Here is an 18121-nt window from a genome sequence, read left to right on the forward strand (position 1 = left end):
CCTATGACTTTTAATGATGCGCTCAGCGTATTTGATCACTTACTTGACAATTATTCTCAAAACCTGACCGCGGGCTTAAATAGCATAGTTGAATTGTCACCACAACTGAGAGATGAAGTAACGGCATTAATTGCAGCACATGAACAAAATGTGCAACAAACTCTGTTTAGCAATATCATTGCGACTCAAGTAGATACTTTAGATACAGATAAAGATTTGCTTTCACTCACCGGTGAACAGATCCAACACTTTAAACTCAAAACGTTACTGGGCTCGGGCGGTATGGGGGTGGTGTATCTTGCTGAGCGCTGCGACGGCCAACTAGAACAACAAGTCGCTATTAAAATTATTGCGCCATCAATCACTTTATTAACCTCAAAAGAACTCGCGTTTAAAGAAGCGCAATATTTGGCCCGCTTAAACCACCCCAATATTGCTAAAGTGTACGACGTTGGCACAACAGAAAGTGGCTTAATTTACCTAATCATGGAATATATAGAGGGCGAACCTTTACAGCAGTTTTGTGCCACGCGAACTGATGACGACATACTCAAGCTGCTGATTAAAATATGTGATGCAGTAAGCTACTCTCACCAAAACCGAATTATTCATGGTGATTTAAAGCCCGAGAATGTGCTTGTCGATAAACTCGGCGAGCCAAAATTAGTAGACTTTGGCGTAGCTCATACGCTAAGCGAGCAAAGTAACGCAACCTATTCAGCATATATCAATGGACTAAGTAGAGACTACGCTAGCCCAGAGCAGCTTGCTGGAGAGCCATTAACCACGCAAAGTGATGTGTATAGCTTGGGTAAAGTGCTTGAGCGTAGTCTTGCAACAGAATGTGAAGAACTAAAAAGTATCATTGCCCACGCCTGTGATATAAAAAGTCAGCGCTATACCAATGTCATGGCTTTAGCACAAGACATAGAGCGATACTGTAATATTGAACCCATCAGTTTAAAGAGCAGTCATATCTATCGCGGTAACAAGTTTATTCGCCGCAACCCTGTAACGTCGATGCTCGGTGTTAGCTTTATTATCTCTCTAGTTGCTTTCAGTACAGCGTTATGGCAACAAAATAGCGCGCTTGAAAAAGAACAGAAGCTGGCTAATCATGCTTTAGAATTTATGTTCGATACCTTTAATCAAAGCAATCCAGAAGTTAACCTTGGGAAACCTATTCTCGCTAAAGACTTACTCATAAAACAGCAAAAAAAGACCATTTTAGAATTTAGTGATAATCCGACTATTCAATATCGACTAAACAAAAAAATTGGCGACTCATTAACGGCATTAGGTGAGTATGAGAGTGCCAACGTTGCATACCAGCAAGCTCTTTCTATTAGTACTAACCAGCAAAAGTCCGATTTTTGGTTAATCAGTGAAATTGCTGAGAACAGTATTCAGCTCAGTCAGTTCAGCGAAGCTGATGAGTTACTGAGCAGTAAACCCAAAAGCGAGTCGGCGTTGGCTCGCTATTATTTATTAAAAGGCCGCATCCAAGTCGGTTTGGAAAACTATAAATCTGCTGATACCCTTTATAACAGAGCATTAAACTATGTTCTCGATCATAAGCAAAAAACCGAAATACTCGCTGATCAAGCGATCAACCTGCTGAACCTCTCACGCTACCAAGACTCAATAAAACTGCGAATGCAAGTTTTAAAAATATTAACCACACACTACCCAGAAGACTTGAGCAGCATCGCTAATGCTCAACATGAAGTTTCAATTGCCTTGCACAATATTGGTAAATATCAAGAGTCTCTAGAATATGCATTGCCAGCGCTCAACCAAAGCATTGAAATATATAGCAAGAAACACCCTATCATTGCGGAACAAATGAGTAACATTGCAAATACTTATTCGGAGCTTAAGCAAACTCAAAAAGCAATTGATATGCTCACCGAGGCAAAAGATGTACTTCAGCAATTCTATGTCGAGCCGCATACCGATGTTGGTTTTGCTCACACTTACCTTGGCAATGCACAACTGGACTTAAAACAACATGATGCAGCCCAAGCTAACTTCCAACAGGCACTCGCTATCCACAAACAGCTCCAGCATAGCGATGCACACTTAGAAGTAGGCGCATTAAATGGATTAGCCCTTGTGTATCGAAATACTCAGCAATATGAAAAAGCGAAAAGTGCATTTATAGATCTGCTTGAGTTAATCAATCAAGAGTATGGTCAAGAACACCCAAGAAGAGGGCTTGTGTTAGTGAATAGTATACCTGTATACCAAGCACTGGGAAATAAAGAACAAGCTATAGCTTACGGGAGAGAAGCGATAAACATCTTTACCAAACAATATGGTCAGGACAGCCATTTAATTGAAATCGTCCAAAAGCGTTTAGATGAGGTGCAAAGCCTTTAGCGTATAAAATACAGCCCTTACACCCAATGTAAGGGCAATAGAAAGCGTAAATTGAACATAGGCATATAGCCGCTTTATATTCAATCAGAGTTTTCTTTTCGCTAGATTTTAGCCTCACAGAAATTATTGAACATTTATTTACCATACTTATTTAAGTGACATTTCGCCCGAGCCCACAAATCCTCCTTAGCATGCTAAAAATAAAGTGCAGTAGCACTATAAATTTGGTCACCTGATTAGAGGTGATAAAATCACCATAACGGATTAGTTGCAATCATGACAAAAAGAACTCGTCCAACTAATTCTCCTGAATTTCGACTCGAAGTTGCTCAACAAGTCTTCGATGAACAACCCCCCTGTTCGAGAGGCTCTAACTAAGTTGTGGTATACCAGTCACATTTTAAACTAACATGCCAAGTTAAGTACTGAATATATAGCGGATTATCCGATTACACAGAGCCGTGCAGGGATGCCCCCTTGCAACGATAAAATGGATGTTACTGACCGACGCCGGCTCTAACCACATGACTCATAGCTCATTTCATTTAATCCAAAAGCCAATTACTGAGCCGTGCAGGGACGCACCATTGTCGCGATAACATGGATGTTATTGAGCGGCGTTGGCTCTAACCAATCGAACGTACAGATGGTTGCCACCAGCGTGAAGGCCATCGAACCCATATTGAAAATCGACGACCCACACGGCTCGATGGGGGAAGGCAGCTGGCGAGCTTGACCAATAAGCGTCACTTGGTGTACCGGGAAACACGGTTTGATTTATTGAAGAGTAAAAGCAGGAGGTTTCTACGATTGAGCTAAGCTCTTTAATATTTGGCAAATACCAGTCAGTAAAGCCCGCCAAGTTATTATTTTTTGGTGCGTTCAAGGCTTGAACCCAATTGTACCGAAATGCATCTCCAGTACAAGTTGTGCTACCCCAAGTTTGCCCTAAGCTACAGCGCATCCACATAAGCCCAGTTTGAGTATCGGTTACCGTGCCGTTTTCGTTAAGGGTAAAACGGCTAGTTGGGGTTAAAGGGGTTATATCATCGCGACAGTCAGCAGAAACGGTCTGCGTGGCTAGCAGCCCAGACATCAGAAGCACGGTTATTAATCCAGTTGATATTTTCATAAGTTATTTCCTCATTATTTTATATTGCAGCATTAATCCAATACGTCCGTAGCCGCGGTTTTATAGCGCTTATCACCCCAACGCAACACAGCGCGATATAAAATCGCGCCTACGGTGGCAGGGATGCACCATTGCCGCGATAACATGGATGTTATTGAGCGGCGCCGGCTCCAGCTACATAGCTTATAGCTCATTTCACTTAATCCAAAAGCCAATTACTGTCCGGCTCTAACCAATCGAACGTGTAACTTGTAGTAGTACTTACTGTAGTTGCCGCCGTTGCCATAATAGAAATAGACGCTCCACGCGTAGCTATTGCCGTTGGCATAGGGCGAGCTCGACCAATACCAACCACTTAGTGTTTGAGGAAAGTAATTGGTATCTATTGCTGGATGCGTAGTGCTGTAATCGATGATTGAACGTAACTCTTCTCTGTTAGGCAATCGCCAGTCACTGACACCACATAGGCCTTGGGTATTTACCCGTTCAACATAGGCATGGGTGTTACAATATGTGGCTTCATTGTTTTCGTTATAGCCATAACAAATATCACCATCGTCATCTTGGTATCCGGGGTGACCGCCATTGGTATTGCTGTCTGGGTTATACCAGTTATAGCGGTCGTCTTTGTCATGCAAACCGCCGTCGTTAGTTTTAACTTCCCAGATTAACCCTGTGTGGTTGTCTTTTACACACGACCACTGGCTTGCCGATTCAGGCAGCGGGTTACCATTGGCATCGAGCTTGGTAAAGTCAAAGCCTCCTTTACCGCCACCAACTTTTTGCAACTGCCCTTTAGCAGCCAGAGCATCGCGACCGTGCTCGGCATCTTGGCCTTTATAGCCCGATACTGGGCAGTCTAGGTTGTTGGTGCTACCATCGGCGCACCAGGTAATACCCGTGTCGTTGAGTTTGCCGGTGCCACCGGATGGCGGAGCGGTATTGTGATATTTTAAGTCGGCAATATGGGTAACACTGGCTAAGTAAGTAAGAGTGACTTGAGTAAATGGATTGCCACGTAAATCCGCATTGCTCAAGGCTAAATTACCATCCAGATTAATAGTCGTAATCGTGTTATGACTTAGATTTAAACTGACCAGGCCGGTTAGGTGGCTAAGCTCAGCCACCGAGCTGATACCACGACCGCTGCAATTCAGCGCAGTTAAGTCGGCAAGGCGAGTGACTTGCTGGCTATTTACGTGCTCGCGTACACACTGAGCAAAGTGGATGTCAGCAAACTCGACGCCAAGTACCCAGCTTTCTGACTCTGCAACATCTAGCCATAAGTTCCCCGCCCCATGCAAATACACACCGCCTGAAGTTTGCTTTACATAGACAAAAAGCTTGCCCACTTTATTCGGGGTGCAGTCTAGTTTAACTTTATCACTGCTTATATAGAATAACGGACCACAGGTCGCATCATGTACCGCCGCAGCCACACTGGTTGGCAAGTTGCGACCGTTAATAATTAGCGTAAATTGCTCACCCAATTTGGGCGGGTGGCTAACTACGATGTTGTTCACTCGCCCAGTTACGCCACTGCGGTTAAAATCAATAAAGTCGGAGGGGTCGAGCAAGCCTTCATCGTTTTTCATCCGGTTAAATGCCGTGACAATTTGCGCTGCTGTCATGCTTGCATGCTTTTTACCGTCGTGACTGTAATAACCTATACCATTGTCGTTGGGATAAATGTCTGTGCCTGGAGCAATGCTGCGCAGCTCAAAGTGCAGGTGCGGTGAAACTGCTGTCATGCCTGTGGCTATTCGTGCGATGGTATCACCCCGGTTTACCGTATCGCCAACTTGCAAATGAAAGTCAGCTGTACTGGCACTTAACGTGCCAGTGACTTCGGCGTGTGCGGTTATATGGGTATACACACTGTGGACTTGCTCCCCGTCCGCCAGCGTGTGTTCAATCACCATGGTATAACCACCCGTTTGATAACCACTTTGGTAGGTAGATTGCAAATGCGTGATGACTCCATTGGCGATTGCAAACACTACTTCTCCGGCATCATCAGCGCCAGCGCCGTTATTCCAGTCTTCACCGGGGTGAACGCCACCAAATAGCGTTCCACCATAATTGCCTAAAAATGAGCCTACATCTTGCGCGTTATACCACTGAGTCGTCGCCAAGTTGAGACGAGTATGATTGTCAGTCACTAAGTTTTGGCTATAACTGTGGTTTAATTCATCCGCCATATGCTCGCTAAATGGAATTGGGTTACCGCTTTGGTCTAAACCTCGGTTACCAATGGGATAATCAAAGCCGTCAAAACCATCGCCCAACGTTGTTAGCGTCAGTGGTGTATATTCAAAGATTTCAGGCGTTGCGTCGCCATCCGCTAGCACTTGACGCACTACCATTTCACCCGAACTAAGCTGTGCCTGCAAATTTAGCGTGAAGCTGGTATTATTTGGCCAACTTGCAGGAATAGTAAACGACAAGCTTGACCTATCAGCAGACAAGGTTGCTTGCGGCAATGCCAAAGTGCTTTGTTCAGGCCAACTAAAGGTGAGTTGCTCAACCTGTTGATTGCCATATAAGGTAATAAAGTCGGCCAACAGATTGGTGATCGTTTGACTTGGTTGAATACTTAGGGGTGAAATTTGTTGCTGCCACTGCGCAGTTTTAGTCGTTGGGTCATAGCCTGTATAATTTGCTGGTAATGTCAGTGTTTTGATAAATTCGGCTAAGTTGGAATAACCGTCTTCATCAAAGTCTTCATTTGCTCCCTTACCGTTATCAGGCTCTGTGCTATAAGGGTCAAAACCATATAATACTTCCCACGCGTCTGCCATTCCATCACCATCACTATCAAAAGCAAAACGGCTATGTTGTGGAAAACTATCCCACTCATCAGCAACACCATCACCATCTGTATCTTGAGGTGGATTGAGCTCATCCGTAATTTCTACGCGATTGATTTCAGAGTTATTTAAGTCAACACGAAGATAAGGCTGGCCTGCAAATTGGTTATATGCAACTGGCTGAGCTTTGGCGCTATTTATTAGTGTGTGATTTTCTGGCCTGCGCTTTTTAAACCAAGTAACAAAGTCACCATCAACGCTATTTAGGTAGCTTGCAAATACCGAGTCGTACAAAAATACGCTTATTGCGCGGTAGCCATCGGGCAAACCATGTAGCTTGATGAGATCCTCAGAAGCTCCGTTTACGTGCACCGCAGGGTGCTGCAGGTAAATTATCTCATTCGTTTGTTGATGCTTAGCCAAGATGACTGGGTAATAGGCTTGGTTATCAATACGATAGTCCTTTGTTAATGTATCGCCACCAAAGTAGTTATATGGACTGCTGCTTCGATCTAGTCTAACCCCCAAATACTGCGCGTTACTTGGTTCGCTGTAATACAGCGTAGATTGGTTAATAAAGGTTTGTTGATGGGACAAGTGGCTGTCATCATGTTTGCTGTAATCTGGCACCACAAACACATTGACCCCAGTTTGCCAAGTGGCATCTCCAAGCTTCATATTTGAGCTTACATAGCGCACACCTGGACTTGAGAATGTCGCCACTTCCGCAAAATCGGCTTTTTTGGCCGCTTTAGTAAAACTTAAAAAGGCTAGGTTGTCCGTATCGACTTGCAGCGCAGCTTCTTGCTGCTGATTAACTAGCTCCAACGTACTTACATACTGCTTTAAAATCGGATTCGTGAGCTCGGATGCTTTGGCCCGAATGATCACGTCTTTACATTTACGGCTTAGTAGTCCAGTTTTGTTCAAGTCGCAGTCGTATTCAGCCGCATCAACTTGTACTTGTACATAATTGTTATTTAGCGCATTAACTTCGCTGCGCTCAAGGATGAAATCATCAAGTGCTTCTTGCCAATATTGGTTTTTATATGGATGAACAAACCAATCAAACTCAAGTTTGCGATGCTCGGCTTTCATACCCTTAATAAACGTCTGAAATGCTTCAAATTGATGAGGTGCAATATAGGCATCAAATTCGTAGCTTAATTTTGCCCCCGTTAACGCTAAAATTGCACTGTTCTTGTTGTTATTATTGATTGGAGTTGCGGCAAGATAATTGATATTACTCCCGAATACCCCTTTACCATCTGGCCAGCTATGGTCATCGTGCTGTGCCTCGCTATTATTAATAACACTATTGTGCAGTGCATTTGAGCTATCGAGCAAATAAACTGCGCTGTTATCTCTGGTGTCCTCAACAGCCACAACATACGGCAATATTTCTACCGGTGGAGCAACCGCTGCAAAGCAGACTTTTTCAGCGTTATCATCACATGCTTTAGTTGTGTATTTAAGCAAATCGGGCTTCATCGCAAGATCTGCAGCAAAGACACCAAGATCTGCGCCAGATAAAATTAGTTGAGCATACTTCTGGGGCCCCATACTTTTAATAATGGTGGGGATTAAATTGCTTGAAATCTTATTTGCCGTGCTCTCTAGTAGCGCCGTCACTACCGCTTTGAGTATTTCATCCTTGTTATGGAGTGTTGCAGATGCCAAACTCTTGAGTGTTGCGACCGCGCCCTTTCCGATAGAGTCAACATCAGTGAGTGTTTCTAAAAAGGCTTTCCTGAATTTAGGATCAGTCAATAATTTAGCAAAGTGCCCCTTGATTTTTACTGCGCTTAAATTCACAACCGCTTTGATATCAGCTGCTGATAATCCAGCCGTCGCGAGCTGCTTTTCAAGTACAATCACTTCCTCTGAGGAAGCTTTACGAAAGCCATACAAGGCTAAACGGTATGCCACTGCTTTTGTGGGAAGCCTGATACCACCGATATCCACATACCCATCGATACTTTCAAACTCCAACAAGCCATAAAACACCGCCATTTGAATTGCGGTTTTGCTATGTCGAGTCACCTTGTAGTTATTACGTTTTTTAATTTTGTTCTTCATTTCAGCGAACAAGGCTTTTAAGTCAACCTGCTCAAACTGGTTGTCATCATTCGCACCTGTGTCTATCACCTTTTGTAATATATCTAAACCCAGCTGTATGTTATTTAGCGCTTTGGTTGCGCCTAGATACAATGCAGTATTTGAATCTGGACCTTTTAACTGGGTTTCAAATGCTTCAAATAACAATTGGTAAGAGGCAATTACCCCCTCTGATAACGTAATAACCGGTTCATAGGTCTTTTTAAACTCTGTCGCTTTTTTCGCCACGGCTTTAATCTTCTCGGTGAGTTGGTTATTAACAACGGCCGGCATGCCAAAAATAATTTTAAATACGAAAGAAACGCCACGTGCCGTATTAAAAACACCGGGTTTGGAAATTAAACGATTTGGGTGTGATTTATATAACGAATACTCTTTACCCACTTCAACCGTAACTGGTGACGACTCAGCCGTCACTCGCAGCAACTCTTTGGGTGTGATCATTTGTGAGTGACTGAGCTCTTGCCAAAAGGAATTTGTAAGCAGTGTCTCGCTATCTGCCCAGCCATACCAAACCGCCAAGCGTGAATTGATTACAGTTTCATCGCAAGATTTGTTTTCGAACGTTAACGGGTCAATCAGTACGCTTGAAATCAATGGCTTAGGCTTTAAATCCGGTTGACATTGCTGCGCGGCTTGTAGCGCTCTAGCGTGCTGTGGTTTGGCACTATGGATAGCAGAAGACGACTCACTCATTTGGTATGAGCTGGTTGCAGCGCTAGAAATAACATTGAGTTGTGGATTAGCTAACTCAGGCAGTACCAAAACGGCTTGCTCTAGCAATGCGGTATAGTCATCCATAGAGACAAAATCACCAGAGCTAACCATGCTTTGATAAAGTGTGATGGCTTGGCTGAATGTTGAGCTGACAAGTAGTTTTTCCGCAATTTCTGTTTTTTCAATTTCAGGTAAAAACAGCCAAGTCGGATTAAGCAAAAAAACACTGGTTAATGAGTGTGTTTCAGCATTGAGTTGTCCGCGCCAACGACCTACATTAAAACCAAGATAAATAATGTCTGTTGTGACCTCTTGGCGTTGTGCATCCACAGATGAAGTTTGTAATACATAGTCTGACAAATAACCTGAAGTACTACCTTGTTGCTCACTTGTTTGCTGTGTTGCAACAGAAAAGACCTGCGCAGTTTCGCCTTCATCCAAGCTCGGGGGCTCCCCCACTTCAATGGCAACGGTTTCGATTTGCCTTACTTTGCCAAGCGGAAATAGTTGTTTTACAGCGTCGCTATCTAGATAGCTGTCGAGCGCATCTCCTGCTGAGGTAGTGATGACATTCAATAAACTAGACTCAGTAACCCAGCTGGCAAACTTCACCCTATCCATTTCGTTTGTCGTTTGACTTATAAACGGATCCGCGGTGACACCCAACACTTCATTAATGAGCTGAGTGCTGTATTGTGCTTGATTCGTAGAAAATGCTTGTGCGATATAGGCTTTTAATAATGTAAAGGGAGTGATCACACAATTACTTACTTCACAACTGGTTACAAAGACTTGTTCATCCAGTTTTATATATATTTGTTGTAAAGTTGAATTAGCACGCTTTTCTAACCGAGTACCGTTAGCTATCAGTTCACGCCAACTTTCACCATCACTAGAAAGTGACACGCCATAACCATCCAGCGCGGAACTGGTTACATCAAAACTTCCTAAACTGAAATTCACACTGATTTGACAAGCTGACGTAATTATTCCTGTGGTATAGGTATTGCCAGTTAACACACCACCACAGCCAGATACGCTAGCGATTGCAAAGCCATCGTCAGGCGTAACGGTAAAGCTTGCAGTGTCACCATAGCTGACCGATTGAGTACTGGGTGAAATACTCCCGCCTGCGCTTGCTGTTGCCGTAACAGTAAGCAAACCTTGGGTAAAGTTCGCACTGATTTGGCAAATTGAGGTAATACGACCAGTCGTGTAAACATTGCCAACAAGTGTTCCGTTACACCCAGATACTTCAGCGATGCTAAATCCAACAGCAGGTGTTACAGTAAAGCGGGTAGTATCACCATAATTAATAATTTGTGTACTAGGTGAAATACCACCGCCTTCACCAGCACTCGCATCCACAGTAAAAGTTTGTTGACTAAAGCTAGCGTTGATTTGGCAAGCAGACGTTATCACGCCAGTGGTGTAGGTGTTGTCAGTAAGCGTGCCGTTGCATCCTGTTACTCCACTTATTTCATAGCCTTCATCTACCACAAGAGTAAAAGTGGCGCTATCTCCATAGCTTACCGTTTGTGTGCTGGGTGAAATACCACCGCCCTCACCTGCACTAGCATCTACGTTGAAAGTGTGCGGACTAAAGCTAGCGCTGACTTGGCAAGCAGAAGTAACCATACCGGTAGTGTATGTGTTGCCCGTCAGAGTACCACTACATCCTGTAACATCACTTATCCCAAAGCCCTCATCAGGCGAAAGCGTGAAAATCGTTGAGTCGCCATAGCTAACAGTTTGTGTGTTAGGTGAAATACTACCACCTTCATAAGCAATGCCTTGTACTATTATTTTTTGTAATTCTGCTATACCCCCGGGATCTTTAATTATCCCATTGGCAACTCCATCACTATCACCATAACCACCATCTTGGAGATGTAAAACAATACTACGCTTATCAGCAGCAAGCTGGGCGAATTCAGTAGGCATAAAATACCACGTTTCCCCATCGCTCTTAATGTAACGAGATTGCTCTGAAACTGCACTTGGGTAAGTTAGTTCAACTAAGACATCTGCACCCGGAGTTGTTGCAATATCTATCGCAAGTAACTGGAATGGCAGTACAATATCGTTACTCATCGCTGGCAAGTTTGGTTCATCTTTTGAGATAATTCCTTGGCTGCTTGTAGCAATAACTCCAGCATTATCTAGAACCTTAACTTGAAGTTGCTGACCGCTTTTTTCATCAGTAAACGTTCGTTTTGGTGTTAAGGTTTTGAGTGATATTTCGCAACTTTCTACAAGTTTAGCTACTTGATAATACTCTCCGACTAATTGACCTTGACAGCCAGTTATACTCTCTACTTTATGACTAGCATCCAATATCAGTTGAGCAGAAAGACCATCACCGTAAAAGTAGTCAGATTTATCCAGCGTCAAACTTGCACCTTCTGGAAGATTTATTTTTATAGATAACTTTAAAGGCTTGAATGAAACGTCAATACTGCAACTGTCATTCACATTATTGACATGATAATTAAGCTTCTCCTTGTCCAAAAAACCGTGACACCCCGTAGCATCTGCAAGGTAATACCCTTCGTCAGGCCTCAGCTCAAAGGTGGCAGAGGAACCCGCTTCTATATTTAGACTCTCAGGAACTATCGACCCAGCCCCAGTATAAGTTGTGACCACTTTATAACTTGCTTTAGTGTTTTGTTCATTTTTTTCTGGATTAGTGTCATTACATGCAGATAAAAAACCACAAAGTAGTAATATATAGAGGCGGAATGTAAAAGTTCTCATCTAATATCCTGAGGTAGTAAAAGCAACAAAAGTTGCAAACGAATTCACGATTAGTCATCACAGTAATACCAACCTTAAAAAGGTTGATCACGTATTTTGAAGTGAACTTTCTCAACACTTAGTGCTTTTTTTTAAGACGTGACATTTTATCTGTCGTGGTCAAATAAAATTGGCCAAAGTTTTTTGTTGGTAAGCATTTATCTCACTGCCAATTAGCAGTATTCTGAAAGTTCGCTTGGACGAATTGGAATGAGGAAATGAGTTACATACTAACGACAGAGTGCAAAGATGACATAGGACTGATCGCGAAGATCACGAGCCTTTGCCATGAGCACGACCTAAACATCACGCGTAATAACGAATTTGTAGATAAAGAAGGACAGCGCTTCTTTATGCGTACAGAGATCACAGGCACACCCAGTGATAACTTTCTGACACAACTTCGTCAGTCATTACCAACTGGCGCCAAATTAAACCTATACGGACAAGAACGAACAAAAGTGGTGCTGCTTGCGACGAAGGAAGCGCACTGCTTAGGCGGCGTGTTGCTTAAACAATATGAACAAGCATTCAATATTGAAGTACAAGCAGTTATCGCAAACTATGATACGTTGGAACCCCTTGTTAAAGGCTTTGGTATTCCTTTTCATCTGGTATCACATGAAGGGTTGAGTAGAGCTGAACACGACAGTGCAATGGCCGACTTAATCGAACAATATGATCCTGATATTGTTGGCTTGGCAAAGTATATGCGGATCTTAACACCGGAATTTGTCTCACGCTTTGACGGGAAAATTATTAATATCCACCACTCATTCTTGCCAGCCTTTATCGGTGCAAAACCCTACCATCAGGCATTTGAACGTGGCGTGAAAATTATTGGTGCTACTGCTCACTTTGTTAATGATGAATTAGATGAAGGGCCTATTATTGCCCAAAATGTCACGCAAGTTAGTCATGCTCAAAATGCCGAGGAGATGGCAAAAATCGGTAGAGACATTGAAAAAACAGTATTTTGTAACGCGTTACAATTAGCCTGCGAGCATAAGCTTTTCATTAACGGCAATAAAACCGTCGTCTTTTCATAATCAAGTTCAGAAACGCAGTTTAGCAACTCAGGAAATGAACGCATGGATGCGTGCACTCCCACAATGCTGTGTATTCGGTGGTAGGAGCGAGTTTACCTCGCGAGATTTTCTATACCCCAAACAACAAAAAACCCATCGCATTGCTACAACGGGTTTTGATGTACATGGTTTTTTGCCGGAACTTCATTACAACCCATCGGCGGGTGAACCACCTCCTACCATGTTGCACTGTGCCTATACTGTGGTAGGAGCGAGTTTACCTCGCGAGGTTTTTAAATCACACATAGCAAAAAACCCGTCGCATTGCTGCAACGGGTTTTGATGTACATGGATGTTCGAATGTCGATGAAGTTCATGGATGAACGCTTTTCATCAACCTCTTATTTGGCCCTGGCTCGCTACGAAGTAGGATGTTCTCATTTTTTAAATAGAGAGTCACATGGGTGGTCCACACTATCATTGACCGGGGCCGACCGTAAGCGTACGGCTAACTACACCTAGAGGCTAACATGCCAGGGCAGTAAACTGTCGATATCGTACTGTGGCTGGGCTAATTCGTTTAAGCAATGCATCACATAATCGAATGGGGTGTGGCCGTTTGCTCTGGCTGTTTCGATCACGCTGTAGAGGATTGCGCTACTCTCAGCGCCACTTGTGGTGAAGCTAAACAGCCAGTTCTTTCGCCCTATGACGAACGGTTTGATAGCGCGCTCTGCCCGGTTGTTGTCTATCTTTAGATGTCCGTCATCGAGGTAGCGAATGAGTTTCGGCCACTGCCTTAGCGTATAGTGGACGGCCTCGCCCAGCTTCGATTTTGGTACCACCGTTTGTGCTGATTTATCTAACCAGGTTTTAAACTGGGCCAGCAGCGGTGCGCTTTGTTGTACCCGTGCAGCCTGCCGCTCCTCTGCGCTTGCTGTTTTGTTTGCAGTCTCAACTCGATATAACTTTTGAATATGGTTGAGCGCCCAGTTCGCTTTACCAGTTTTACCCTTGGCCTGCGCATCTGCGGTTTCTTTGAACTTGCGTCTTGCGTGCGCCCAGCAACCAACCAGTGTCGCCTGCGTTTGCTCATAGCCTGCATAGCCGTCAACTTGCAGATAGCCGTTGTAGCCCTGTAAAAATGCCACAGGACAGCGACCCGCACGACTATTCTGATAGTCGAACAGGGCAATATTGGGGATGCTTTCCTCTGCCACAGGCGAGTCCGTGCCGCTGCAATACAGCCACATGTAACCGGTCTGTTTGTCTTCTTTCACCACCTTAACCGTGGTTTCATCGCCGTGCAGTACCGGTTGCTGTAGCAACACTTCGTGCAGCCTGTCATAGAGCGGCTTGAATAAACTGGCGCAGCGGATCACCCAATCCGCCATGGTTTGCCTGCTCAGTGCGATACCATATTGTTTGAACAGGCTTTCCTGCCGATACAGCGGTAAGCCATACTGATATTTACTGGTGATGATCTGGCTCAGCAAACTGGCCGTGGCAATACCTTTCGGGACCGGGCTCGGTGGGACTGGGGCTTGTTTTATCTCAACCCGGGTTTGTGTTTTTTCACAGTGCCGGCAGCTGTATTTTGGTCTGACATGTTCGATGACTTTGACCTGGGCCGGGATAAACTCCAGCTTTTCGCTCACATCCTCGCCCATTTTGTGCAGCTCACCGCCACAGCAGTCACATTGTTTGTTGTCGATGTCATGCACAACACGTTCGCGGGGCAGATCTTTTGGCAGTGGCTGACGTGTCGGCTTTTTGCGCTGATATTCGATGGTTTCCACGTCTTGCTCAGGTGCTTCTTCAACCAGCGTTTCGGCTTCATTGAACAAGTCAGCTTGTGCAGGGTGCGACTCACTGCTGGCCCCGAAGCGTTTTTGCTGGGCCAGTCTGAATTGTTCTTCGAGGTAGTTATTACGCGCCTGAAGCTGAGCAATGATCTGCTTCAACTGCTGAGGATCATCAGGCAGTTTATTCATTTCTTTCATACAGTCTACTGTATCAACAGAGTAACTGTTTTTAAATTAATAGCTTAGATTAATTCGTGATCTAAAAACCCCTGTTATGATCATACGTTATAACCATAGCTGAGCGGCTTGTGGGCAATGACCGATAAGCCAGACAATAACCACTGCCATTGTTCGGCGCTGAGTGTAATGACGTCATCGTCTTCTTTGTCGGGCCATTTAAACTTGTCTTTTTCAAGGCGCTTGTACCACAAGGCAAAGCCGGTTTTATCCCAATATAACACCTTCAGCTTGTCCTTGTTTTTATTGCAAAACGCAAACACCTGACCGCTCATCGCGTGTGCTGCCATTTCTTGCTCAACAATCGCCGAGAGGCCATTGATGGATTTACGAAAGTCTACTGGCTGGCGGTGCAAGTAAACAGACTCATTGTGCCAGCAGATCAAGACAGCGCCCTGAGCAGTGCAGCCAACCACAGAGCATCTGTGTTTGATGGCAACAACACCGTATTCTGACCATGCTTGAGCTGTAACAACTCAGGCAGAGAAACGGACTCAGATGCAGCAGGCTTAGCGGCAATAAAAGATGACTCAGGTGGTTTTTTAGTGCGAAGTTTACTTCGGCGATTATAAAAAGACTTGGTACTAAGGTTGTGCTGCGTGCAGAAGTCACTGACAGACAAACCACTGAGTTCCTGTTGTTCGATAAGTTGCAGCCATTGCTCTGCGGTTTTGTGTTTAGGCATGGTCAGCTCCGAATTGAGGTCAGAGTTGTACTTTATAGGCTGAGCGTATTCAGTAGCTAGGTGTGGTTCAGGCGACGCTTACGGCCGACCCTTCGGCTGTTTTGTTTCACTTCTGAGTTTGGGTGACGAGAAACCGAAGCCCCGCTTCGCAGTTCGAGGAAGTGAGCGCAAGGACGCGCGAAGGGGAGATGCTACATGGAAGTACTTTACCCCAAATAGCAAAAAAGCCCGACTCTTTCGAATCGGGCTTTCTTTAAATAGGTGCTTGGCAATGTCCTACTTTCACATGGGAAATCCCACACTATCATCGGCGCTGTTTTGTTTCACTTCTGAGTTCGGCATGGAGTCAGGTGGGTCCAAAACGCTATGCTTACCAAGCAAATTCTTAAATCCGGAAAAGCTATTAAATTCTTTTGTCTACTTTAGTCTATTAACTTCTGTCGCTTATAAACCACTTTGGCGTTGTATGGTTAAGCCTCACGGGTAATTAGTACGAGTTAGCTTAATGCCTCACAGCACTTCCACATCTCGCCTATCAACGTTGTAGTCTTCAACGGCCCTTCAGTTGACTCTAAGTCAAAGTGAGAACTCATCTCGAGGCCTGCTTCCCGCTTAGATGCTTTCAGCGGTTATCAGTTCCGAACGTAGCTACCGGGCAATGCAATTGGCATCACAACCCGAACACCAGCGGTTCGTCCACTCCGGTCCTCTCGTACTAGGAGCAGCCCCTCTCAATTCTCAAACGCCCACGGCAGATAGGGACCGAACTGTCTCACGACGTTCTAAACCCAGCTCGCGTACCACTTTAAATGGCGAACAGCCATACCCTTGGGACCGACTTCAGCCCCAGGATGTGATGAGCCGACATCGAGGTGCCAAACACCGCCGTCGATATGAACTCTTGGGCGGTATCAGCCTGTTATCCCCGGAGTACCTTTTATCCGTTGAGCGATGGCCCTTCCATTCAGAACCACCGGATCACTATGACCTACTTTCGTACCTGCTCGACGTGTCTGTCTCGCAGTTAAGCTTGCTTCTACCATTACACTAACCGTACGATGTCCGACCGTACTTAGCAAACCTTCGTGCTCCTCCGTTACTCTTTGGGAGGAGACCGCCCCAGTCAAACTACCCACCAGGCACTGTCCTCAACCCCGATTCAGGGGCCTAAGTTAGAACATCAACACTACAAGGGTGGTATTTCAAGGTCGGCTCCACAGAAACTAGCGTCTCTGCTTCAAAGCCTCCCACCTATCCTACACATGTAGGGTCAATGTTCAGTGCCAAGCTGTAGTAAAGGTTCACGGGGTCTTTCCGTCTAGCCGCGGGTACACAGCATCTTCACTGCGATTTCAATTTCACTGAGTCTCGGGTGGAGACAGCGTGGCCATGGTTACACCATTCGTGCAGGTCGGAACTTACCCGACAAGGAATTTCGCTACCTTAGGACCGTTATAGTTACGGCCGCCGTTTACCGGGGCTTCGATCAAGAGCTTCGCCTAAGCTAACCCCATCAATTAACCTTCCGGCACCGGGCAGGTGTCACACCGTATACGTCATCTTACGATTTTGCACAGTGCTGTGTTTTTAATAAACAGTCCCAGCCACCTGGTCACTGCGGCTCTCGTTTGCTTACAGAGCAAGTCCTTAACAAACAAGAGCGTACCTTCTCCCGAAGTTACGGTACAATTTTGCCTAGTTCCTTCACCCGAGTTCTCTCAAGCGCCTTAGTATTCTCTACCTGACCACCTGTGTCGGTTTAGGGTACGATTCAGTATGAACTGAAGCTTAGAGGCTTTTCCTGGAAGTAGGGCATCAACAACTTCACCACCTTAGTGGCTCGTCTCGACTCTCAGCCTTGGCAACCCGGATTTTCCTAAGTCACCAGCCTACAGCCTTTCACATGGACAACCAACGCCATGCTTGCCTAGCCTGCTCCGTCCCCCCATCGCATTCATACCGAGTACGGGAATATTAACCCGTTTCCCATCGACTACGCTCTTCAGCCTCGCCTTAGGGGTCGACTCACCCTACCCTGATTAACATGGGATAGGAACCCTTGGTCTTCCGGCGGAGGAGTTTTTCACTCCTCTTGTCGTTACTCATGTCAGCATTCGCACTTCTGATATGTCCAGCATGCCTCCCGGCACACCTTCAGCCACTTACAGAACGCTCCCCTACCCCGCGAATATACCCCGAAACTATCTCTTGCCAACTCAACGTGTTGGTCGCTTGACCGTTGGGCACTTCGTGCGTCAACGTTAATCTTAAAATAGTTTGGGTGGTATATTCGCAGCCGTAGCTTCGGTGGTATGTTTAGCCCCGTTACATCTTCCGCGCAGGCCGACTCGACTAGTGAGCTATTACGCTTTCTTTAAAGGGTGGCTGCTTCTAAGCCAACCTCCTAGCTG

7 protein-coding genes and 2 rRNA genes (1 of these 9 running past the window's edge) are annotated in these 18121 nt (G+C 45.1%); 2 read left to right on the forward strand and 7 right to left on the reverse strand.

Going from position 1 to position 18121, the window contains the following annotated elements:
* The first annotated feature begins 3 nt into the window (after nucleotides 1-3).
* Nucleotides 4-2382 carry a serine/threonine-protein kinase gene (locus tag PNC201_RS15070; RefSeq protein WP_102057518.1) on the forward strand — a complete coding sequence of 793 codons (2379 nt, stop codon included), beginning with the start codon at nucleotides 4-6 and terminating at the stop codon, nucleotides 2380-2382.
* A 607-nt stretch (nucleotides 2383-2989) separates the two neighbouring features.
* Here PNC201_RS15070 and PNC201_RS15075 read toward each other — a convergent pair.
* Together PNC201_RS15075 and PNC201_RS23525 are read right to left on the reverse strand one after the other, a co-directional pair.
* The gene (locus PNC201_RS15075) at nucleotides 2990-3514 is read right to left on the reverse strand and encodes an Lcl C-terminal domain-containing protein (RefSeq protein WP_102057519.1); all 525 of its coding nucleotides are present in this window, start codon (nucleotides 3512-3514) and stop codon (nucleotides 2990-2992) included.
* Nucleotides 3515-3729: 215 nt separating this feature from the next.
* On the reverse strand, nucleotides 3730-11916 hold the full coding sequence (locus tag PNC201_RS23525) for an Lcl domain-containing protein (RefSeq protein ID WP_233525183.1): 8187 nt from the start codon (nucleotides 11914-11916) through the stop codon (nucleotides 3730-3732).
* Nucleotides 11917-12173: 257 nt separating this feature from the next.
* Between PNC201_RS23525 and purU the strand changes: the two genes are divergently transcribed.
* Complete coding sequence (gene purU, locus PNC201_RS15090) at nucleotides 12174-13004, forward strand: formyltetrahydrofolate deformylase (protein ID WP_010607548.1); 831 nt, start codon at nucleotides 12174-12176, stop codon at nucleotides 13002-13004.
* A gap of 497 nt (nucleotides 13005-13501) precedes the next feature.
* On the opposite strand, the gene tnpC is transcribed toward purU, so the two are convergent.
* From tnpC to PNC201_RS15115, 5 genes are all read right to left on the reverse strand, one after another.
* The gene (gene tnpC, locus PNC201_RS15095; protein ID WP_102057857.1) at nucleotides 13502-14977 is read right to left on the reverse strand and encodes an IS66 family transposase; all 1476 of its coding nucleotides are present in this window, start codon (nucleotides 14975-14977) and stop codon (nucleotides 13502-13504) included.
* A gap of 89 nt (nucleotides 14978-15066) precedes the next feature.
* Nucleotides 15067-15411 (reverse strand): IS66 family insertion sequence element accessory protein TnpB, encoded by a 345-nt coding sequence (gene tnpB, locus PNC201_RS15100; protein WP_102056525.1) that lies wholly within the window; start codon nucleotides 15409-15411, stop codon nucleotides 15067-15069.
* A complete protein-coding gene (gene tnpA, locus PNC201_RS15105) occupies nucleotides 15408-15710 on the reverse strand; it encodes an IS66 family insertion sequence element accessory protein TnpA (protein WP_102057520.1) in 303 nt (100 codons plus the stop codon). The genes tnpB and tnpA overlap by 4 nt, the downstream gene beginning before the upstream one ends.
* 263 nt (nucleotides 15711-15973) lie before the next feature.
* Nucleotides 15974-16088: ribosomal RNA gene (gene rrf / locus PNC201_RS15110) — 5S ribosomal RNA — on the reverse strand.
* Between the two features lie 88 nt (nucleotides 16089-16176).
* Nucleotides 16177-18121 (reverse strand): 23S ribosomal RNA (locus PNC201_RS15115); it runs 1034 nt beyond the window's last position.

Origin of the sequence: Pseudoalteromonas sp. NC201 (assembly GCF_002850255.1) — a bacterium.
Lineage (GTDB): Bacteria > Pseudomonadota > Gammaproteobacteria > Enterobacterales > Alteromonadaceae > Pseudoalteromonas.